Genomic DNA, 20,718 nt, shown 5'->3' with positions numbered 1-20,718 from the left:
TTGCAAAATAATCGGTTATGAAGGGTGCCTGCCGGCGCCCTTTTTCTGTTTTGAGAGTTTTGTTGGAGAGTTGAATGGTTGGATTAGTGTAATGTGACAAGGAAGAGGATTGATTTGTTGTTTTCTATTATGAATTTTTCATATGATGAAATATAATAATTAGAAAGTTGATCATAACGTGAAGCCGCTTTAAAAAGGATTGGCATGCAAACTTTCATTAGTTAACATAATATTTGTTATGTAACTTATGACATTCGGAACTAATGACGCTGCTATTCTATTCTGAATTTTTCACATTGTTGAATGTTGTAAATTGTACTGCTGGAACCGATTTGAACCCGTTGCGGTGAATAAGAAAAAGCCGTCCCCATGGACGGCCAGATTGGCGATTTCAAGCTTCACGATCTAAAAACGCGGCATAACACTCCCCTGCTGACTCGGATCAGCCAACAGGCTGGTTGTCCTTAACCATACTGTTCTTGTTCAAAATATTATCTTCCAGCACAGCGAATTTGTCGCCGTACTCTTTAATAATATGTGTTTCCCCCCATGCGCACAGGGAATCCAGGATCGACTTCAGGCTCCAGCCGTACTCGCTCAGCTCATATTCCACTTTGGGAGGAATTTGATTGTAGCAGATCCGGTTCACGATACCGTGTTCTTCCAGTTCTCTGAGCTGCTGGGTCAGCATTTTTTGCGTGATTGCGGGCATTAGGCGCTTTAGGTCACTCGTCCGTCTCTTACCGTGCGTAAGATGGCACAGAATGACACATTTCCACTTGCCTCCAATGATTTCAAGGGTCGCTTCCACCGGAATATTGTATTTCTTTTGAGTCATAATTTATCCGCCTCCAGGTTAGGTTCGGTTATTTAATAGGCACTTTTTAGTGCCTATGGTACTTTAAAGTACGTGCTATTCAATAAAGATAGTTGCCTACATAATAACATATACCGGCTGGTAATTACCATATAGGAGTGATGAACATGTCACAGGAATCGAATCGAAGCAAGCTGGCGCTGCTAGCCTTGGCCATTAGCGCTTTTGCCATTGGCACAACCGAATTTATCAGTGTGGGGCTTCTGCCCTTAATTGCTGAAGATTTTCATATTTCGGTGACCTTAACTGGCTTAACCGTTACTTTGTATGCACTTGGAGTCACTTTCGGAGCTCCCGTACTAACTTCGCTGACCTCCGGGGTACCCAGAAAGACCTTACTGGCAGGAATTATGCTCGTTTTTCTCGCCGGCAATACACTGGCCGCATTTTCGGGCGGAATTACACTGCTGCTCATTGCCCGCATCATCTCTTCTCTCTCACACGGCGTCTTTATGTCGATCGGTTCGACAATCGCGGCGGACCTCGTGCCTGAAGACCGGCGGGCAAGCGCAATTGCCATTATGTTCTCGGGACTGACCGTAGCGACGGTCACCGGCGTGCCTATTGGCACCTTTATCGGTCAGCAGCTCGGGTGGCGGGCAGCTTTTATCACAATCGTTATCATCGGGGTTATTGCGTTTATCGCCAATATGTTCCTTGTTCCTTCCCACCTGCGGAAAGGCAGCAAAACTCCGCTGCGCGAACAGGTTAAGCTTGTAACAAATGGACGGCTGCTGCTGGCGTTTCTGATCACCGCGCTCGGTTATGGCGGCACCTTTGTCGTCTTCACCTATCTTTCGCCGCTGCTGCATGACATCATGGGCTTTCAACAATCGACTGTGGCCTTGATTCTTCTGCTCTACGGAATTGCGATCGCTATCGGCAACGTTATCGGAGGAAAAGCGGCCAACCGCTATCCGCTCTCGGCCCTGCTCCGTATGTTCATAGTGCAGGCTCTTGTACTTCTCATTCTTACTTTTACTGCTCCAGTGAAAGTTTTGGGGCTAATAACGATATTCGGCATGGGACTGCTGGCATTCATGAATGTGCCCGGTCTTCAGATCTATGTCGTTACACTGGCTGAACGCTATGCGCCAAAAGCCGTCGATGTGGCTTCCGCCGTCAATATTGCCGCATTTAATGCGGGCATTGCTCTAGGGGCCTATTTAGGCGGGATTATCGCGGATACGCTCGGACTGATTCATACGGCATGGATCGGCGCGCTGATGGTCACCGCCGCAGTCGTGCTCACTGCCTGGAGTCTCGCATTGGAAAAAAATAAGAACTCGGCTTCTGAAACGGGGAGCGTTCTTCAATAAGCCATTGTATTACATGAGGTTTCCTACGCATCTCCGCCCTTACGCTTCGTAAAGGCGGGGTGTTTGATAGGTTGGGGCCTGTTTTATTGTGAATTTTTCATATATTGAATGTTTAACATAATGATTCGGCCCTGAAGTTTAGGGGCGCTGCATGTTGATTTGAAATCTTGCCAAGCCGTCTATAAGTTAACATAATATGCATTACGTCAATTCAATCGAATTACTCTGCCTGCCGCTCAGGTTGCCGCCCGCCGGTTTTTGTCCGGTCCCACACCCGGAAGAACAGTTTCAGCATCGGCGGAACGGCGAAAAAGATAAAAAAGGTCCGAAACAGCTGGTATCCCGCCACCATCGGCAGATTCGCGTTGACTTCATGTGCAATCAGGCTCATTTGATCCATGCCGCCGGGCGCCAGACTCAGCAGTGCCGTCGCAGACGAAGCGGAAGAATAAATTCTTAGAATTTCGCTCAAGCCGAAGGCCCCCGCAATCAATAACACGCTGCTTCCCAGCGCCAGAACAAGAGTCCGCACTTTATGCTCCAGACCCGCCGGCTTCAGCAGCAGCCCCACATATACGCCGATCATGAGCTGCGCGGCATCCAGAACGGGGACGGGAAGCGCGGGGCCGGACAATCCGCTTAGCTGGATTACAGCTGTCCCGATGGCCGGTCCAAGCAAGTACGGAGTCGGAAATTTGACTTTATTCCCGGCTACCGCGCACACGACGCTCACAACCGCAAAGATAAATATGTTCGGAAACAATCCGGTCCATGTGGCATCGACGGCAGACAAAGCCGGGATTTGAGCAGCGGTCCCGCCGCTTACGCCATTTAAAGGTCCGAACACCAGCAGCGGCACCGTGATGATGATCATCATCAAACGGATAACCTGAGTTACAGTAACTACGGTCATGTTGATTCCTTCGGTCTCTTCGGCCAAAATAAGCATTTGAGTAAGTCCACCCGGTATGCTGCCGATCAGTACCGTTCTGAAGTCGCAACCGGACAGTCTGGATACGGCGGCGGCAATTCCCCCGCAAAGTAAAATCAACGCGGCTGTCATAAGCAGCATGCTCGGCAGCTCGCGGGACATTTCCCTTATAGCGGAGACCGTCAGCGCGAGGCCGATCGTATAGCCGACGATAATCATCCCGGTATTTCGTACCGCAGCCGGCCAGCCATAATAGCCCTTTACCGTGTTGGAACCGATGAGTACCGCGAGCATCGGTCCGAGCAGCCAGGGAATGGGCAGACGAAGCAGCGTGAACAAGACACCTCCGAGAATTCCCGTCAACAGGGTAACCGTAAATTTAAGATGCGATTTGAGGCCATTGGATTTTTCCATATCACTTTCACTCCATCATATCCGCCACCGTATAGGATTCCAGCACCCTGGATACCTGAATCTCAATGTCAGTCATAATTTTAGCGAAGGAACCGCGAATTTTATTTCCGAACAAATTGTTCTCGGCTGTCTCCAGCATTCCATCCCAAAGCGGCTCATCCTCATGAACGGAGCGGTACACCTCAGACAGCGTGATTGTCTCCGGCCGCTTAGCTAGCCGGTAACCTCCGCCTCTTCCCAGCTTCACTTCGATGATTCCCGCTTCGGTCATACGGGCCAGAATCTTGCGCAGCGCCGTCGGCTCGCAGCGGATTTGCCCAGCCATTTCGGCGCTGGAATACTGCTCTTCCTGCGAAGCAAGAATGATCAAGGCCTGAAGGCCGTACCCGAATCTTTTGACTTGGGCCATTCGGAAATGTATGCTCCCCTGCAGTGGATTTAATGTGCAAATAATAGCACATTAAATCCCGCATGGCAAATCCTCATTATCCAAGCATTTTTGCTGCAAACTTGTTGATCTTTTCGGAGGACAAGCCGTCTCCCTTCTTACGTTTGCCTTTTACTACCCGTAAGACCAGCTTCTCCGGCATCGTCAGCTTATTATAATCCAGTTCATTTCCGAATACGTCCGCCGCAGCCGCCCGGGCCCTTAAGAAGTCCGGGAACGCTCCCTCCAGTTCCTGCCGCGCTTTCTCTTCCGATTCGGCTGCGCATATGAACAAACCGATCCGTTTGGAGGCGAGCTGCGACTGCTCTTTATTGATAAATTCGGACATTTGCTTCTGAATCCCGCCATAATAAATCGATCCGCCCAGAATGACCGTCTCATACTCCGAAAGAGCGGGAACGCTATCCGTCATCAGATTAACCGCGTCCGCCCCCTGCCCCATCCGTGATTGCAGCATACCCGCAGCCTTTGCCGTGCATCCGTGTCTGGTCGTGAACAAAATTAACGTTTTCATTCCAATTCCTCGCTTCCGCATCATTAAAAGATTCTTATGCCAGTTTCCGTGTATGCTTCAACAGCAGCACAAAATTATATAACGCCCATATTGTAAAGCCTGGAAACAGAATTAGCTCCGCAAGAGAAACGTTCACGCCCGCATACAGCATCGCGCCAAGCATGGCGGTGATCGCCGTTAAGAGCGATATGCCTTTCACAATCATCACGGACGCCAGCAAAAATCCGATAGTCTTCCTTTGAAGCACCAGAACGCCTGCCGCAATACTCAGCGGAACAACGACACCGAGGTCCATCGCCTGAATAACCAAAGTGCTGTAATGCTCCAGACCAAGCGGCACGCCACTGACGGGATCAGGACGCAGGATTTTGCCAAGCCACAGCAAGCCGATGGAACAGCCGATGAACAGTAGAAAAATGCCGATTCTTTTGACGGGAAGAGTGTCTTTAAATAAGCGGTCCCGGTCCTTTTGCAGGGAATTCAGGGTGAAGATAAAGGCAAACAGACTGACTGAGAATAAAACCGTATAGATGAGGAACATCGGATTGTACATGGATAAAAAAGCGTAAGAAGCGTAGGTATACAGAAAATAGCCGAGCGTTCCGGCAAGAAGCAAATGTCCGTTCCTTTTTCTTTTTCCGGTCATAATGAGCGAAATGCACAGCAGCGGAATTCCAAGCGCCAAGGTAACCATATCCTGGCCTTTCGCCTGTGCGGCCATCGAAACCGATTCGTTCTTGTATAATCCTTTGCCGTAAAGGGTTATGGACTCGCCGCGGACCGACATAACAGAATGTTCACCCGGGCCTCCCGGAAGCAGCAGCCCGGCTCCCGCAGCAATCGCTGCGAACGCAATAATCAAGACCGATAACAGAGTGACCAGCCTCATGTTCTTCATATCACTTCTTCCTTCCGTCATTTCGTTCATCCTCTATTCGGATCCGCAACGGCAGCCAGCATCAGTTCAATATACCCGTCGATCAGCTTCTCTCTTTGTTCAGCAGGTATCTCCTTCTCAACGGTCAGACGGAGAATCAGGCCAAAGGCGGCGCTCCAGACAATCTGAGCGGTCAATTCGATATCGCTGTCTTTTTTAGCGCGCATGCTTTCAAAATTCCGCAAAATCCCGCACAGCATGCCGATGGCGGCCCGCTGCTCTGAAGCACCGCGAAACAGCACGGCAGTATGCGAAAGCACGGAAGGAGATTCATTCAGCATAATGTTCCGGTAACTGGAACCGTCTGCAAGCGTTGTCTCAATGAAACGCCGCATCGTCTGCGAGAATACCAGCTCCGGGGGTGTCTCTTTCGCGCTCGCAGCACTCAGTTCCGAGACGAACTGCTGATAATGTTGCTGAAGGAGCTGCTCGACAATGGCTTCTTTCCCCGAAAAATAGTGATAAATAATGCCCGGTGAGTATTCGATCCTCTCCGCAATCTTCCGGATGGATAGACGCTCCAATCCTTCTTCTGCCGCAATATGGCTTGCCGCATCCAAAATGGCCTGCCGTCTTTCATCCCGCTCCCGTTCCTGCCGCTCATGCCGTTTCATTATGGCCGAGGTCCCTCCCTCCAACTTTGAACACCGTTTAATCAATTAAACACTGTTTATTATAAAGTCCGCTCCATCTATTGTCAATGAGCTTTCGCCCGTCGTTTCTGGTGAATCTCATCGAAAGGCCAAAAAAAAAGCAACCCGGTTATACCGGATTGCCGATGCTAAATTTAAAATCCGAAAATGCTCATGCCGCCATCCACGATCAGCGTTTGGCCCGTCATGTAATGAGCCGCGTCGGATGCCAGAAAAACAACCGGCCCGACCAGTTCCTCCAAGCTGCCGATGCGGCCGAGTGGCGTACGGTCCAGAATCCGCTTCAAATACTGCTCGTCCGCCAGCAGCTTTTCGGTAAGCGGAGTACGGAAATACCAGGGTCCTACCGCGTTGACGCGAATGCCGTACTGGGCCCATTCCAGCGCCAGATTTTTGGTCATCTGGATCATTGCCGCTTTGGTAGCGCCATAGACTACGCCGGTCCGCAGCGCCGTATGGCCGCCCACGGATGAAATGTTGATAATGCTTCCTCCGCCCTGCTCTTTCATCAAGCGCGCCGCCAACTGCGAGCCAACAAGCGCCGATTTCAGATTGGTGGCCATAATGGCCTCCCATTCCACATCGGTCACTTCAAGCGCGGGTGTACGGATGTTCATGCCCGCATTGTTAACGAGCAGATCCAGCCCGCCCAGATCGGCCGCGGCCCGCCCGAAGACTTCTTCCATCTGTTCGCGCTGCGTGACGTCTGCCGGATAGCAGTAGCTCTTGGCGGAAGTATGCTCCGAGATCAGGGCCGATGTTTCCTCCAAATCGGTGATCGTCCGGGAGAGGAGACCCACATCGCAGCCGGCTTCAGCCAGCCCGATGGCCAGCGCGCGGCCGATGCCCTTTCCTGCTCCGGTAACGAGCGCTTTTTTGCCATCTAACCTGAAAGAAGGTAAATACATGAATATCCGCTCCTGTCTGTATCATTTATTGACCTTGCCGGCGTTCAGCGTACTGAAATACTGGCTTGGATTCCCCTGCTGGGAATTGAACTTTTCCCGGAACTCACCCTTCGTATATTCGCCGATCACCCTGTGCCAGAAGCTGCGGGCAGGCTCGTTGGCCCGGATCTGTGAAACCTTCCAGTCGCCGGGGAACATGTCGAACAGCCGGTGCGCCGCCCATTTTCCGACGCCGGTGCGGCGGTATTTTTGCATCACAAAAAACTCCGTCATGTAAAACTGTCCTTCGCTGCTCCGCAGCAGACGGTCAACAAGCGCAAATCCGGCGGGACGGCTGTCGCATGTAATGAGGTAAGCATATTTATTATGGCCGCTGTTCCAGTAGGCTTCCAGGCCGGGATAAGCGGGATACGCGCCGTCACGATCCACGTCGAGATCCAGGTAACGGGTGAAGTCGTACAGATAGAACTGCATGAGTCTGCTTATAATCTGCTTCCGCTCGGCGGGAACCAGCTCAAGTCCAAGTTCCAAAGGGTTCACCTCTGCATGTCGCTTTTTTCTATTCCTTCACATGATATAACTTTGAACCTCCCGGAGCAAGGCGGAGCCGGGAAAAGTAAATCCGGCCCGAACATGCTAAAATAGGTGACAGGAAGAACAATCTGGGAAAAAAGGTGACCTCATGAGCATACAAAAAATTAGCGACCGAAAAAAGCTGGAGCTGAAGCTGCCGCTGATGCCCTGGTTCGTTCAGCAGTTCATTGATTACAAGCTTCCGGACCTCTCACCTTCCACCCTGCTGGAGTACGTGCGGGATTATGAATCCTTTTTCGGCTGGCTGCGTGCGGAAGGATTGTCGCAGGCCGATGCCAACGCCGGGGTCACTCTGCTGGATTTGGAGACGCTGCATATGGACAGCATTGTTGGCTACCGGCTGTTCTTGACTACGCGGACGGAGGATACGAATTCAAAAATCACCGTCTCCCGCAAGCTGTCCGCCCTCCGCTCCTTATTCCATTACCTCAGCCAAATCGCCGAGGACGACAATTTCTATCCTTTGCTGAAGCGCAACATTATGGCCAAGGTCGAAATCAAAAGAATCCACAAGCCGAAGGATACCGCCGCCAAGCTGAAAGGCAAAATCCTGGAAGAGGATGAGCTGCTCGATTTCGTCGGCTATATTCTTGAGGGCTACGGGCGCGACGTGGAAGGAAATAAGCAGGCCCATTACGCATTTATGCTGAACCGGGAGCGGGATGCCTGCATTGCCAGCCTCATTCTCAACTCGGGACTGCGCGTCTCGGAAATCGTCAATCTGAACGTCGATGACCTGGATTTGAACAACAAGCTATTGTATGTTTACCGCAAAGGCCATAACGACGAAACGTTCAAGACCCCGGTTTATTTCCGGGAACAGGCCAAGGATGATTTGCAGCTATATTTGAGCCTCCGTCAGCTCCGGTACAAGACGCCCAAGAAGGAAAAGGCGCTATTCGTGGCCAAGCCCAACGGCAGCCCGGAAGGCAAGCGGATGACGAAACGCGCCATTCAAGAGATGATCATCAAGTACGCCAAACGGTTCGGCAAGCCTTATTTAACCGTCCATAAGCTGCGGCACTCATTCGCTACCGATTACTATTTGCAGAACGATATTTACAAGACGAAAGAGCAGCTCGGCCACGCCTCCACCGAGACGACCGAGGTATACGCGCATTTAACCGACAAGACGATGTCCGATGCCATTGAGCGGCGGCTTGAATCTTGAGCAGAACGGCGGCCTTGCCGGTATCCGTCAAAAGGCGCAAAACGGCCCTATATCAGAAAGAAGCGGTTCGGCACCCCCTATAGGGAAGGCAGGGCCGTTTCTTTTTGCCTTGGGCACCCTTTTTCCGCTTGATTGAACGCGGCAGGTTAGCATTGACTGAACAGAGTCAGGCTTGGAGAAATGACGGATGACGCATTTATTGTTATTGTGAATTTTTCATATATTGAAATGTTGGAAAAAATATCGTTCCCGCCATAAATAGTCGGCGATTTCGTCCGTATCGTTAATTCCAAAGCGCCGCTGCCTCGCTGGCAGGCGTTCCAGCATGGCTTCGGGAACATTTCCCCAAGCCGCGACCGCCGCCACTTCCTCCAGCCGTTCGGTCAGCTCCAAATCCCCCTCATCCCGTATCAGTACGATCTTGGGATACTTCTCTTCCTTGAAGCCTTCCACAAGGACATAATCGTAACGGATAAAGCCCTTTATCAAATCCGCCAGCTCTCTGCTTCGGGATTCCAATATAAAAGACTGCTCTGCCCCGGTAATGGCGACTGCCCCGGCACCCGCCTCCCGGTGCCGCCACGTGTCGGTTTCCGGACGGTCGGCCTCAAATTCATGGGCATCGTGTTTAATGACGGCAACGCTGCATCCTTTGGCCCGAAGAAGCGGAATCAATCCGCAGATCAGCGTCGTTTTGCCGCTGTTCTTGTAGCCGACGAACTGGCAGACCGCGGGCCGGGAGGAGGTTGTCCCCCTCCTGCCGTTCCGGCCGCTGCGGGAGTCCGCGTCAGCACCGAAACCCGCCAAAGCCGCGGATGCAGGCATCCTCCTGACCTGCCCATGCTGTCGTGATGCCCGGTCCGGTTCCGTTCTCCTGCGCCCGAAAGGCCGCCTCATGGCAGTATGATCGCGCGGACCTTCGCTCCGGCGGACAATCCGCGTTCTTCGGGCGGCACGATGATCAGACAATCGCTGTCCTTAATGGTGACCATTACGGACGATTCGTCTATTGCGGCAGGATAGGCATAGATGCTACCCCCCCGCACCTCCAGACGGCCCCGCACAAAGCGGAAATAATTGTTCACCTTGGGATAGTCCTTCCCCAGCACAACGGTCCATTCCGGAAGGAAAGACTCGGAAGCCCCTTGCATGGAAGCGATGACCGGACGGGCGAACAGCTGGAAGCCGACAAAGCAGGCGCCGGGATTGCCGGAGAGCGCAAGCAGCAGCTTGCCACCGCGCACCGCGGCCGTAGTGACGCTGCCGGGGCGCATGGCGATCTTGTTGAACAGCATATCGCCCGCTTCTTCACGCACCAAGTCGCCCATTATATCATAATCACCGACCGAGACTCCGCCTGTCGTGATGACAAGGTCTAAAGTTTCCAGAGCCGAATGCACCTTGCTCCGGGCGAGCTCAAGCTCGTCAGCGATGGCGCCCAGCATCACCGGCTCGCCGCCCGCCTCCCTGACAAGCGCTTCAAGCATTGGAGAATTGCTGTTGCGAATCTTGCCGGGTTGAAGCGGCTCTTTCACGTCCAGCAGCTCGCTCCCCGTGGCAAAGACGCCGACCCTGGGCCTGCGGATAACCGGCACGTCGTGCACGCCGAACGCAGCCAGCACAGCGATATCCCCAGCCGCGATCTTATGGCCGGCCGCAAGCACCTGCTCACCCTGTTTAAGCTCATAGCCCAGCGGTGTAATATTGCGTCCGCTTGGAATCGGCTTGCGGACACCGACATGGGGAATGCCGTCAAGATCCCGGGTTTCCGTCACCTCCAGCATCACGACGGCGTCTGCTCCTTCGGGCACCTGCGCGCCGGTCATAATCCGCGCCGCCGTCCCGGGTATGATCGCCCCTGCTGGCACCGCACCGCAGGGAATATTGTCGACGACTTTCAGCCACACCATCCCTCCATCCCGGCTGTTCTCCGTATCCGAGGCGACCACGGCATACCCGTCCATTCCCGAGCGGTTGAACGCGGGAAACGGATGGGGCGCCGCGATCGATTCCGCCAGATAACGCCCCAGCGACTGCTCAAGCGGTACGGTCTCGGCTTCCATCGCCCCAGCGTAATTCATGAGTCTCGCCTGTGCTTCCTCGACCTGGATCGCCTTTCGCCCAAATTTGTTATCCGATTGTTCGCGGTTTGTCATAGATTGTTCCTCCTTCTCATGATTGTTTCCGTATGTAATCGTTCTCCCTCCCTGTATTCCAGCTAACACGAGCCTTCCGGCAGCCGAATTACGGAGGCATAGACTTTTCCAAAGTCTGGCTCAATCTATTGTAGCATACCGGAAAATGTGTACCCAACCTTAGCCGCCCGCGAAAAATTGATTTTACCCAAGAAGAAACGGCTTCGCCGTCCTTTTAAGGACGGTATCGTTTCTCGTAGAAATATAAGTCAAAATGATAAGTGCCCGGCTTATAAATTCTTATATTTTAAAAAAGCAGGCGTGCCACTGTGCGCACCCCTGCTTAGCCTAACCTATTGAATTCATCCGTACGCGTTATGAGGCCCGTATTACTCTCACATCGCCGGGAATGATTTTTTCGCCCTCATACAGCATAAAACGTCCGTTCTGCCATTCGATCCGCAGCAGACGGCCGTCATCCGACTGATACTGCCAGACATGCTGGTCGCCCGCGTTCATAAATGGCGTCTGTCCGGCAACGGATACATGGCCTTCATATTCTTCTTCCAGATAGTACACATTGTCGTCCAGTTCCATCGTGGCAGGAATCTCCGCCAAGCTGTCCAGCCGGCCGTCGATCGCCTTGTACAGCACATATCTCAGCTCTTCCCTCTGCTCTATATGCAAATAGGCGAGTGCCGTGCCGTCACGGAGAGTCAGCAGCGCCGCATTCCGTCCAAAGTTGCTTACGCGTCCCGTCACCTCATAGGTGACAAGCGATACCTCACAGATGTCGCCGGGCGCAAGCTGCAGCATGCTTTTTTCCTTCCGGGGCGGTTCGTCCTTGGCAAATAAATTGCCGATACGCTTCCAAATGCTCATCCGTTGTCCTCCCTGTCATAAACTCGCCAGTGCAAAACGAAGGAGAAACGGCGGCGCCGTCTCTCCTTTCGCAAGCATATCCCGGGCCGCTAACCTTTGCGGGAGTATCCGTTATTGCTTCTCGTACTGCTTCATCAAGGCGGCTAGTTCGTCCTCGACTCCTTGATCTTTGTTCAGCTTCTCGAACTCGTCGTCCAGCGATTTGTTGCCTGCGCTCATCTCGTTGCTCGCTTCCGCCTGCGCTTCGGCCTGGAGCATCTTCTCTTCCATCCGTTTCAGTCCTGCCGTGGCGGAATCGGAGCTGAAGCCGCTCATCGCTTTGTTGATTTCGGTCTGCGCCTTCGCCGCATTGTAGCGGGCGACCAGCGTCTCGCGCTTGCTCTTCATTTGATTCAGCTGCTTGCGCATTTCATCCAGCTTGGCGCGGAGATTGTCCGCGGAAGCCTTGTTCTGATCGTAGCTAGTCTTGTATTCCGTCAGCTTGCCTTCGGCGTTCTTCTTCTCTTCCAGAGCGCGGCGGGCAAGGTCGGCGTTGCCGGCCTGCGCAGCGGCGTGAGCCTGCTGGTTGCGTTTGGTCACCAGCGCTTCCTGTTCCTCATACAGCTGCTTGAATTTCTTCTCAATGGCGATCTGGGCGGCTACCGCTTTTTCCGCATCCTCCAGATCCTCCGTCATGTCGCGGATATATTGGTCGGTCATCTTGATCGGGTCCTCGGCTTTATCAATGATTGCATTGATATTGGACATCGTTAAATCACGCAATCTTTTAAAAATCGACATGGTTCATTCCTCCAAAAGATGGTTTTAAATGCTTGATGATATGTTGTACGCAGGGAATTCAGGCGCGTTTCATTTTTTGCCGGCCAAATATAGCTCCACCCTGCGCTCTACAATCTCTACCACCCGTGCGATTTGCTCCTTGGACAGATCGTCGTAATGAATACCCATGACAACCGTTACCGTTCTCCGCAGCGCTTCGGCAACTTTGACGGCAACCGATTCGCTGATCGTGTGCTCTTTATGCCCGGGAACGGCCGAAGTCGTCACCTCAGCGCCATTCTCTCCGATGTAGGCGGTGCTGGCGGCGCCGATATGCCGCACTCCGCCTGTAATCAGCAGCAGAATGTCTTGGCCCACCGCCGTTTCGGACAACGTGATATCGCCCGGATCAAAGGCTTCCGAAGGCACACAGATTCCCTCCCCAATATATTTAACCGTTTTTTATAGAATGCCCCGGATTTCATCCAGAGAATAGATATTTTCTTCGATCATAAACTGCCGCAGGTCTCTAAGCAAGTCCTCGCCCGCCCGTAAATTCATAAAATTGTAGGTGCCGACCTGAACCACTGTCGCTCCCGCCATGATGAATTCGATAATATCCGTCGCGGAAGAGATGCCGCCCATGCCGATAATCGGGATTTCCACCCGCTTGGCGACCTGGTGCACCATTCTCAGCGCAATCGGCTTAATAGCCGGTCCGGACAGACCCGCATACAGATTGTTGAACACGCTGCGCCGGCGGCGCACGTCGATCTTCATGCCGGAGATTGTATTGATGAGGGATACGGCGTCCGCTCCTTCTTCCTGGCACATCAGCGCCATATCAGCGACATCCTCCGCGTTCGGGGACAGCTTGACCGACAGTGGCAAGCTCGTTGCCCGCCGGACGGCCCGCACCAGCTCGCGCGCGTCGCATGTTCTGATGCCGAAGGCGATCCCGCCTTCTTTTACATTCGGGCAGGAAATGTTCAGTTCAATCATGTCGACAGCTTTGCGGCCGCTATCGCTCCGCCGGTCGGCATCCTGCTGGATCAATTCCGCTCCGGTGACGTAATCCTCGAACGTGTTCCCCCCAAGATTCACGATCCGTGCCGTGTCAAGCGTCTCCCAGTATGCGCATTCTTTCTCCAAGAACGAGGGAATCCCCGGATTCTCCAGTCCAACGCTGTTCAACATGCCCGATGCCGTCTCATAGACGCGCGTCCCCTGATTACCCGCTTTGGGCTGAAGCGTCAGCCCTTTGCCGGAAATGCCCCCGAGTTCGTTTATATCATAATATTTTGCATATTCCTTACCAAACCCGAAGGTGCCGGAAGCCATAACGATCGGATTCTTGAACGCGACGCCGGCAATATTGGCCCTCAAATCGAGCTGCGTGTTCAAGGATGATGAATCTTCGTTTCTAATCATGGAACACTACCTCCTCCGCCAAAAATACCGGGCCGTCCGCGCAGGCTTTCCGCTGTCCGTCTTTGCAGGATACGCTGCACACGAGGCAGGCCCCGATTCCGCAGGCCATGCGGTTCTCCAGCGAGAGATATACATTCACCGTACTTCCCGCGGTAACCGCGGCGATGCCTTTAAGCTGAGCCGCTTTAAGCATCGGATGCGGTCCGCAAACGAACACATGATCATATTCCGCAAAATCGACATTGTCCAAAACGAGGCCGCCGACATCAACCGTAAGTCTTGCGGCGTGGGAACGGAACTCCTCCGTCCGGTAAGGCTCGCGGCTAAAGCCGAGGTACACGTCGGAGCCCGGAAGCTCGCGCGCGCAGTACAGCAGCGGCGCGATGCCGATGCCTCCTCCGACCAGCGCCACACGTCCGGTGACGGCGGGAAAGCCGCTGCCGAAAGGGCCTTCCAGATTAATGGAATTTCCTGGAGTCAGCTGCGAGAACAGTTCAGTTCCCTCTCCCACAACGTGATACAAAAAATCGATGCCTTCGTCGCTAACCTGATGTATGCTCAGCGGTCTGGACAGGACCGGATAGGCTCCCCACGCCCGCAGCATGTAGAATTGTCCCATCTCCCCGCCGTATTCTCCGCCCACCCGGAGATGGTAGACATTGTCCGCCAGCCGCTCATTACTAATAACCGTCCCCACGTTATCAAGCTCCTTCAAATTTTATCTTATTAAACATGCCTGAGAAGAAACTTAAAATCTGTGATATTCTTCACACTATGCATGTTTCATTATTCAAATTTCAATCTTCCGTACTAACAGTATACACGTATTGGAAGCCGCTCGAAATATCGGGATGAATAACAGTCTTCGCATGTTTTCCGGACGATTGAGGAATAACAACGTAATGACGTCTTTATATGAAGGGAGCGTAAAAAAATGTTTCATGTCCGCTTTGCCAAAAGGATCAGTTTGGGCCTCATTTGTATGCTCATCAGCTGTGTATTAGGCTGTTCAGCCGTTCCCGGTACGATTCGGACCGAAACGGCTGCGGCGGTTCCAGAGAATCAAACCGTAAAGAGCCATACGGATTGCCGAGCTGCAATGACGGCAGGCGAACCCCTTTCGTGCACAGCTGTAAAGGATAAAAAGACTCCGGCAAGGCACGCACTCAATGGAGACAATGACCCCGCCAGTAAACCCGCGGCCGCCTCACCGTTGTCCCTTGGCCAGCTGATTCGCAAATACCCGGATGTCATCAAGACGAACGGACCTAGAATCAAAAAGATTGCGCTCACGTTTGACGACGTCCCTGACCCCAGATTCACCTCGCAAATCTTGGATGTGCTAAGGAAATACCGGGTGAAAGCCACCTTTTTCATTGTAGGAAACCGTGCAGCCAAGCATCCCTATCTAGTTAAACGCATAGTGAGAGAAGGCCATAGCATTGGCAACCATTCATATAACCATCCCCAATTCAGCAAACTGAGCGTCAGGCAGTTCCGGTCCCAAATCATACGAACAGAAAATATAATTAACAAAATTGCGAGATTCAAACCGAGGCTGATTCGTCCCCCCTACGGCGAAATAAACGAACAGCAGCTGAAGTGGTCGGAATCACACGGCTATAAGCTGGTGAATTGGAGCGTTGACTCTCTGGATTGGAAAGGACTGCCCAAGGAAAAGGTGAAGCGCAATGTTTTGGCTCATGCCGGAAGAGGCTCAATCATTCTTCAGCACGGCGGCGGCGGTGTAGGGAGCAATCTGAAAGGCTCCATCGAGGCGCTGCCCGAAATCATTGAGGCGCTTCGCCGAAAAGGATACACTTTTGTGACCGTTCCGGAGATGCTCAAGGTGCCGGAGAAGAAATAGAGGGCCATAACCGTTCTTTTCAGCAAAAAAAGAAACGAAACAGACCTCCGGCCTGACTTCGTTTCTTATTTGGATGATTAACTATTTAATTATGTACAGCTGCACATACTGGAAACCGAATTCGGATACGAAGTTCTGGCTTCCGGGAATAAAAATATCGATACGATTACCCTGAATAGCGCTTCCTTTATCGGAGGCGGTTGCCACAAAAGCCTGTTTGGGAAGTCCCGGATGGGAATATCCCGTTACAAGGACCTTCGTTCCAAGCGGAATGACATCCGGATCGACGGCGATTGTACCCAGCTTCAGCGGATTGCCGAAATAGTCGACAGCCCCCCATTTTCCGTTCTCGCTCGCGGCAGAAGAGTAGGCCGTTGCTTTCACCTGCAATGATTTCTCATAACTGAATAGTTTCCCCCAGGCCTCCACGGTCTTCAAATCCTGCTCCTCTGTCAGCGATGCTGCCTGATCTTTACTCAAGACTTGCATTTTCGCGGGAGCGGACGGCGTATCCGAAACGGGAACGACCAGTCTCAGGCCGGGAAACAGATTAAGCGGATTTACTTCAGGATTTGCTTTCATTAATGCGCTGACGCCCACACCATATTTCTTGGCTACCGTGTAGAACGTTGTTTTTTCTCCGGCGATGTGAATTTTATCGGCATGCGCAGGCCCAGCCATCAGCAGGGCTCCGAGGCCCACAATGACGGCGGCGAATTTAACCGATGACACTCTGAATTTCATAACTGCCTCCTTCTGACTACTGCACGATTCTCGGCTTATGTATTTTCAAATCGCGAAGCATGTAAAATATTCCCTTAGATTGCTTCCCGACAGTTTTGAATATATCACAATTTTGTAACCATTGCATTTGTAATTGTTACCATTTTGAAATAATTCAGAGAACGATAAAGTGAGAAATTGAGTTCAGGGTTACATATTATTTATTATGTTAACTTATGAACTGATGACATACTTGTTGTACTTCGACAACTGAAGAGGAAAATTTTACACTGCGTTAACAATTGTCGCTGTCGAAAAAGGTAATATTAAAGAGAAACGGTTCATAAACCGTTCGCGGACAAGAATATAACATTGTCTTCACATTATGATAGAATAATAGAAAGAACCGTTAGAATCGGCCATTGGTTATAAATTTGGAGGAGTCATGAACGAAGAGGATAAGAAAAACAACTACAGCAGCCCATCCGCCTATCTGAACCGGGATCTCAGCTGGATCGAGTTCAACCGCCGAGTCTTGCAGGAGGCCCAGGACCCAAACAATCCCCTTATGGAACGCGCCAAATTTCTTGGCATCGTCTCAAGCAACCTGGATGAATTCATCAGTGTGCGGGTTGCAGGCATTCAAGATCAGATTCGTGCGGGATATACGAAAAAAGATTTTACCGGCTATACTCCATCCGGCCTTCATAAACGTCTTTACAAGCGCGTCGGAAAAATTGTCGCCGATCAATACCGGACCTTTCGGGACATTTCCCGGAGCCTTAACAAAGAAGGCATTGTCCTCGTCGATTATGAAGACTTGACCCATGCCCAGGAAGCCGCGGTCGAGCAATATTACCGGGATATTATTTTTCCCATTCTGACGCCGATGGCGGTGGATCAGAGCCGGCCGTTCCCGCTTGTTCACAGCTTGTTTATCTATCTTGCCGTCGTACTGAAGAAAAAACATAAAGATGAGGACCAGTTCTTTTTTGCCATTCTGCAAATCCCGTCCAATCTGCCGCGCTGCATCCCTCTTCCGCACCGTGCCAACAGCAAGCGGCGGCAGTTCGTCTATATTGAAGATGTCATTCGGGCCCATATCGGGACGCTGTTCAGCGGCTACCATCCGGTTGCCGTCAATGAGTTCCGCCTTACGCGAAACTCCGACTTGTCCCTTGACGAAGAAGGCGCCGAGGATCTGCTCGAAGAGATTGAGAAAGAGCTGCGAAAACGCCGCCGGGGAGTACCTGCAAGGCTGGAAGTCCAAAAAGGCATTCATCCGTATGCTATGGAACAACTTCAGGCCGAATTTGATATTGAGCATTTTGTGTATGAAATCGACGGACCGCTTGATCTGGGATTTCTGCGTCAATTTGCCGGAGGTCTTAGGGGACACGGCTACTTGAATTATCCGCCGATCGATCCGGTCTATCCGGCAGAATTCGATGAAACAGAGGATTTCTTCGAGGTCCTTCGAGAACGCGACGTTCTCGTTTATCACCCCTATGAATCGTACGAATCCATCATCGACTTCATTACCCAGGCGTCCGAGGATGATCAGGTAATGGCGATTAAGATGACCCTGTACAGAGTCAGCGGCAATTCGCCGCTTATTAACGCGCTCGCCTTCGCGGCCGAATCGGGCAAACAGGTGACTGTCGTGGTGGAGCTGAAAGCGAGGTTCGACGAAGAACGCAATATTGCGTGGGCCCGGAAGCTGGAGCAAGCGGGCTGTCATGTGGTGTATGGCCTGGTCGGACTCAAAACACATGCCAAGATTCTGCTGATTGTCCGCCAGGAGGGCAACGAATTGCGCCGTTATGTACATATCGGGACGGGCAATTATAACGAGAACACTGCCAAAATGTATACCGATATCAGTCTGTTCACCGCACAGGACGACGCGGGGCTGGACGCCTCCGAGCTGTTCAATCAGATCACGGGGTACTCCTCCAATCACGAATGGAACTCCTTCGTAGTCGCTCCTGGAAGCATGAGCCATTCGCTGAAAAAACTGATCAGTCGGGAGAGCGAACACGCCGCTGCCGGCCGCCCTGCGCGTATTGTCGCCAAGATGAATTCCCTGTCCAACCAGCAGGTCATCGATGATTTGTACGAAGCGGATCAATCCGGCGTTTCGATCGATCTGATTGTCCGAGGAGTCTGCTGCCTTCGCCCCGGAGTGCCGGGCCTGAGCGAACGGATCACGGTCCGCAGCATCGTCGACCGCTTTCTGGAGCATTCCCGGATTTACTATTTCGAAAATGGCGGTGATCCCGAGGTCTATTTGTCAAGCGCGGACTGGATGACCCGCAATCTGACCCGCCGGGTCGAATTAATGTGTCCGGTCAGGGATAAAACGGCCCGTGAGCAGGTGGTCCAAATATTGGAGATGTCGCTGAAGGACAATCTGAAATCGAGCTTCCTCCTGCCGAGCGGCAATTATGAGCGGCCGAACGACGAAAAGGCTCCTTTCCGGAGCCAGTTTGCCGCTATGGATGTTGACAATTGGAAGTATACTCAAGCTTTACCTTCAGACCCCATGCATTCTTAAACGCCTTCAGGGCATTGTCGATTTCCTCCAGTTTCAGCAGGGGCCGCTGACAGACAAGAAGTTCGATATCAAGGCTTGCCCCTTTAAGACGGGGTTTAATTTCCTGTTCCATTCCGGTCTCGCCGCTGTCCAGCGCCGCACTCAATTGGACAAGCGAACCGAGCTTGTGAATCCGCTCTTCGTCGGAAGACAGAAGAATGTCCTTATGCTCCGTGGACAGCTTCTGCTTCCGGCTTTTTGTGCTGTACGAGGCGATCATAGAGCACAGGACGAGCTGGCGGTGGGTAAGTCCGCGAATCGGTGAGTTCATCAGCCAATAGCGGGTGTGCCGCTTGGACTGGTAATAATTGATATTGGCGCCCAGGCGGTAAAGCATGACCGATACATAGATCAACATTTCCTGTTCCTTCTCATCACTTTCGCCCTTGAGTGTTGAATATAAGCTTTGCGCATTTTTGTGGACGTCAGTTAAAAAATCGGCTGATGCTTCCTTGTTCAATCGCTGCAACGTTACGAGACTGTACTCCAGTGCGCTGGCCCGGACCGGATGCTCCGGCTCCAGCAGATCATGCAGCATCCCTTCACGAAGCCCCTCTCCGCTTATGAGCGCCCGCCCGGCTCCGATGTATTGATACACGGTATGGAAAATAATCAGACCCGTTACAATGATGTCCGCCCGGTTTTTCGACAATCCCTCCAGATTTTTACGCTTGTCATACGGCATCGCCGGCATCGTCTCCATGAATCTTTTAATCGTTTCGGTGGACAGCGTGTAGCCGTGCGAATTGGGAAGGGAGTAATTCCTGCGCTTCTGGTCTATTTTGCCAAGCGTCCGCAGCGTCCCCCCGAGACCGAATAAAGGCAGCCCTGAACCGGCCCGGAGCCATTCGCATTCCTCTAGACGCCCGCGCACAAAAGCTTCGAGCCTGTGCACCTGCTCCCCGTTCCAATTGCCGCCCTGGCCGAACGCCACATTCGTATTGACTGCTCCAAACGGAAAGGAAATGCTGTGCCGGTAGCGCCGATTCTGAAAAAGGGTAATCTCCGTACTGCCGCCCCCGATATCGATAACAAATCCGTCATTCACATCGAAGGCGTTGATCACGCCGAGAAAGCCGAAATAGGCTTCCTGCTGCCCGCTGATGATTTCGATCGGCAGCGAAACCGCTTCGGAGAGAAATGCGGCGATCTCTTCGGAGTTGGACGCATTGCGGATCGCGGCTGTAGCGCCTGTGCGAATCCTGGCCGCGCCGAATACTTGACATACTTTTTTGAATTGAAGAAGCACCGGAACGATAGTTTCAAGCGCTTCCCGCTCCAGTCTGTTTTCTTTGGTGATTTTTTCGCTTAGACGGGCGGAGTACTTGCATTCCTTGATAATCCGGTACCCTCCTTCAGGGGTCGTTTCGTAGATAACGAGTCTGATGGAGTTGGAACCGATATCGATAATGCCTATTCGGTTGAGGTCGTTGTTCATCGTTTGTTCCCCTTTATACTATTACTGAGCATAATTATACATGGTTAGGCAGCATATTTACATTTTAAACGTTGGGCGGTTTTCTAAACGTGCCGAAGAAAACGATTGCATCCCGAGATCC

General features: G+C 52.2%; 21 protein-coding genes. 4 read left to right on the top strand and 17 right to left on the bottom strand.

The features are described 5' to 3' along the window. Positions 1-442: 442 nt before the first annotated feature. The gene (locus EH198_RS02565; protein WP_124693981.1) at positions 443-838 is read right to left on the bottom strand and encodes a winged helix-turn-helix transcriptional regulator; all 396 of its coding nucleotides are present in this window, start codon (positions 836-838) and stop codon (positions 443-445) included. Between the two features lie 146 nt (positions 839-984). Here EH198_RS02565 and EH198_RS02560 point away from each other — a divergent pair, with 146 nt between their 5' ends. Further along, positions 985-2,196, top strand: a complete 1,212-nt coding sequence (locus tag EH198_RS02560) for an MFS transporter (RefSeq protein WP_124693980.1) — start codon at positions 985-987, stop codon at positions 2,194-2,196. Between the two features lie 220 nt (positions 2,197-2,416). On the opposite strand, the gene EH198_RS02555 is transcribed toward EH198_RS02560, so the two are convergent. The 7 genes from EH198_RS02555 to EH198_RS02525 form a co-directional block, all read right to left on the bottom strand. After that, positions 2,417-3,541 carry an AbrB family transcriptional regulator gene (locus EH198_RS02555; protein ID WP_124693979.1) on the bottom strand — a complete coding sequence of 375 codons (1,125 nt, stop codon included), beginning with the start codon at positions 3,539-3,541 and terminating at the stop codon, positions 2,417-2,419. Between the two features lie 7 nt (positions 3,542-3,548). Next, positions 3,549-3,950 (bottom strand): Rrf2 family transcriptional regulator, encoded by a 402-nt coding sequence (locus tag EH198_RS02550; protein WP_124693978.1) that lies wholly within the window; start codon positions 3,948-3,950, stop codon positions 3,549-3,551. 76 nt (positions 3,951-4,026) lie between these two features. Then, on the bottom strand, positions 4,027-4,503 hold the full coding sequence (locus tag EH198_RS02545) for a flavodoxin domain-containing protein (RefSeq protein WP_185702716.1): 477 nt from the start codon (positions 4,501-4,503) through the stop codon (positions 4,027-4,029). Between the two features lie 34 nt (positions 4,504-4,537). Continuing rightward, on the bottom strand, positions 4,538-5,401 hold the full coding sequence (locus EH198_RS02540) for a hypothetical protein (protein WP_124693976.1): 864 nt from the start codon (positions 5,399-5,401) through the stop codon (positions 4,538-4,540). A gap of 26 nt (positions 5,402-5,427) precedes the next feature. Then, a complete protein-coding gene (locus EH198_RS02535) occupies positions 5,428-6,054 on the bottom strand; it encodes a TetR/AcrR family transcriptional regulator (protein ID WP_124693975.1) in 627 nt (208 codons plus the stop codon). Between the two features lie 173 nt (positions 6,055-6,227). Beyond that, on the bottom strand, positions 6,228-7,001 hold the full coding sequence (locus tag EH198_RS02530) for an SDR family NAD(P)-dependent oxidoreductase (RefSeq protein ID WP_124693974.1): 774 nt from the start codon (positions 6,999-7,001) through the stop codon (positions 6,228-6,230). A gap of 21 nt (positions 7,002-7,022) precedes the next feature. Further along, positions 7,023-7,532 carry a GNAT family N-acetyltransferase gene (locus EH198_RS02525; protein WP_124693973.1) on the bottom strand — a complete coding sequence of 170 codons (510 nt, stop codon included), beginning with the start codon at positions 7,530-7,532 and terminating at the stop codon, positions 7,023-7,025. A 151-nt stretch (positions 7,533-7,683) separates the two neighbouring features. On the opposite strand from EH198_RS02525, the gene xerS reads away from it, so the two are divergent. Then, positions 7,684-8,766, top strand: coding sequence for a tyrosine recombinase XerS (xerS, locus tag EH198_RS02520; RefSeq protein WP_124693972.1), 1,083 nt, complete (start codon positions 7,684-7,686; stop codon positions 8,764-8,766). A 216-nt stretch (positions 8,767-8,982) separates the two neighbouring features. Here the strand turns inward: xerS and mobB are convergent, their stop codons facing one another. The 7 genes from mobB to EH198_RS02485 all read right to left on the bottom strand — a co-directional run bounded on the left by mobB (position 8,983) and on the right by EH198_RS02485 (position 14,670). Next, on the bottom strand, positions 8,983-9,591 hold the full coding sequence (gene mobB, locus EH198_RS02515; protein WP_124693971.1) for a molybdopterin-guanine dinucleotide biosynthesis protein B: 609 nt from the start codon (positions 9,589-9,591) through the stop codon (positions 8,983-8,985). 68 nt (positions 9,592-9,659) lie between these two features. Beyond that, the gene (locus EH198_RS02510) at positions 9,660-10,922 is read right to left on the bottom strand and encodes a molybdopterin molybdotransferase MoeA (protein WP_124693970.1); all 1,263 of its coding nucleotides are present in this window, start codon (positions 10,920-10,922) and stop codon (positions 9,660-9,662) included. Between the two features lie 354 nt (positions 10,923-11,276). Continuing rightward, the gene (locus EH198_RS02505) at positions 11,277-11,783 is read right to left on the bottom strand and encodes a DUF4178 domain-containing protein (protein WP_124693969.1); all 507 of its coding nucleotides are present in this window, start codon (positions 11,781-11,783) and stop codon (positions 11,277-11,279) included. A gap of 111 nt (positions 11,784-11,894) precedes the next feature. Next, positions 11,895-12,563 carry a PspA/IM30 family protein gene (locus tag EH198_RS02500; RefSeq protein ID WP_124693968.1) on the bottom strand — a complete coding sequence of 223 codons (669 nt, stop codon included), beginning with the start codon at positions 12,561-12,563 and terminating at the stop codon, positions 11,895-11,897. Between the two features lie 69 nt (positions 12,564-12,632). Next, positions 12,633-12,971, bottom strand: coding sequence for a prenylated flavin chaperone LpdD (gene lpdD / locus EH198_RS02495; RefSeq protein WP_124693967.1), 339 nt, complete (start codon positions 12,969-12,971; stop codon positions 12,633-12,635). A 33-nt stretch (positions 12,972-13,004) separates the two neighbouring features. Continuing rightward, a complete protein-coding gene (locus EH198_RS02490) occupies positions 13,005-13,973 on the bottom strand; it encodes a dihydroorotate dehydrogenase (RefSeq protein ID WP_124693966.1) in 969 nt (322 codons plus the stop codon). Continuing rightward, positions 13,966-14,670, bottom strand: coding sequence for a dihydroorotate dehydrogenase electron transfer subunit (locus EH198_RS02485; RefSeq protein ID WP_124693965.1), 705 nt, complete (start codon positions 14,668-14,670; stop codon positions 13,966-13,968). Before EH198_RS02485 ends, EH198_RS02490 begins: the two co-directional genes overlap by 8 nt. A 237-nt stretch (positions 14,671-14,907) precedes the next feature. On the opposite strand from EH198_RS02485, the gene EH198_RS02480 reads away from it, so the two are divergent. After that, on the top strand, positions 14,908-15,840 hold the full coding sequence (locus EH198_RS02480; RefSeq protein ID WP_246014064.1) for a polysaccharide deacetylase family protein: 933 nt from the start codon (positions 14,908-14,910) through the stop codon (positions 15,838-15,840). Positions 15,841-15,921: 81 nt separating this feature from the next. On the opposite strand, the gene EH198_RS02475 is transcribed toward EH198_RS02480, so the two are convergent. Then, the gene (locus tag EH198_RS02475; RefSeq protein ID WP_124693964.1) at positions 15,922-16,584 is read right to left on the bottom strand and encodes a 3D domain-containing protein; all 663 of its coding nucleotides are present in this window, start codon (positions 16,582-16,584) and stop codon (positions 15,922-15,924) included. 424 nt (positions 16,585-17,008) lie between these two features. Here EH198_RS02475 and ppk1 point away from each other — a divergent pair, with 424 nt between their 5' ends. Further along, a complete protein-coding gene (ppk1, locus tag EH198_RS02470) occupies positions 17,009-19,120 on the top strand; it encodes a polyphosphate kinase 1 (RefSeq protein WP_124693963.1) in 2,112 nt (703 codons plus the stop codon). Here the strand turns inward: ppk1 and EH198_RS02465 are convergent. Continuing rightward, on the bottom strand, positions 19,059-20,597 hold the full coding sequence (locus EH198_RS02465) for a Ppx/GppA phosphatase family protein (RefSeq protein ID WP_124693962.1): 1,539 nt from the start codon (positions 20,595-20,597) through the stop codon (positions 19,059-19,061). The two genes, ppk1 and EH198_RS02465, sit on opposite strands and share 62 nt — an antisense overlap. Positions 20,598-20,718: the final 121 nt, after the last annotated feature.

This window comes from Paenibacillus rhizophilus (assembly GCF_003854965.1).
GTDB lineage: Bacteria > Bacillota > Bacilli > Paenibacillales > Paenibacillaceae > Paenibacillus_AQ > Paenibacillus_AQ rhizophilus.
This window is presented reverse-complemented; position numbering and strand designations above follow the sequence as displayed.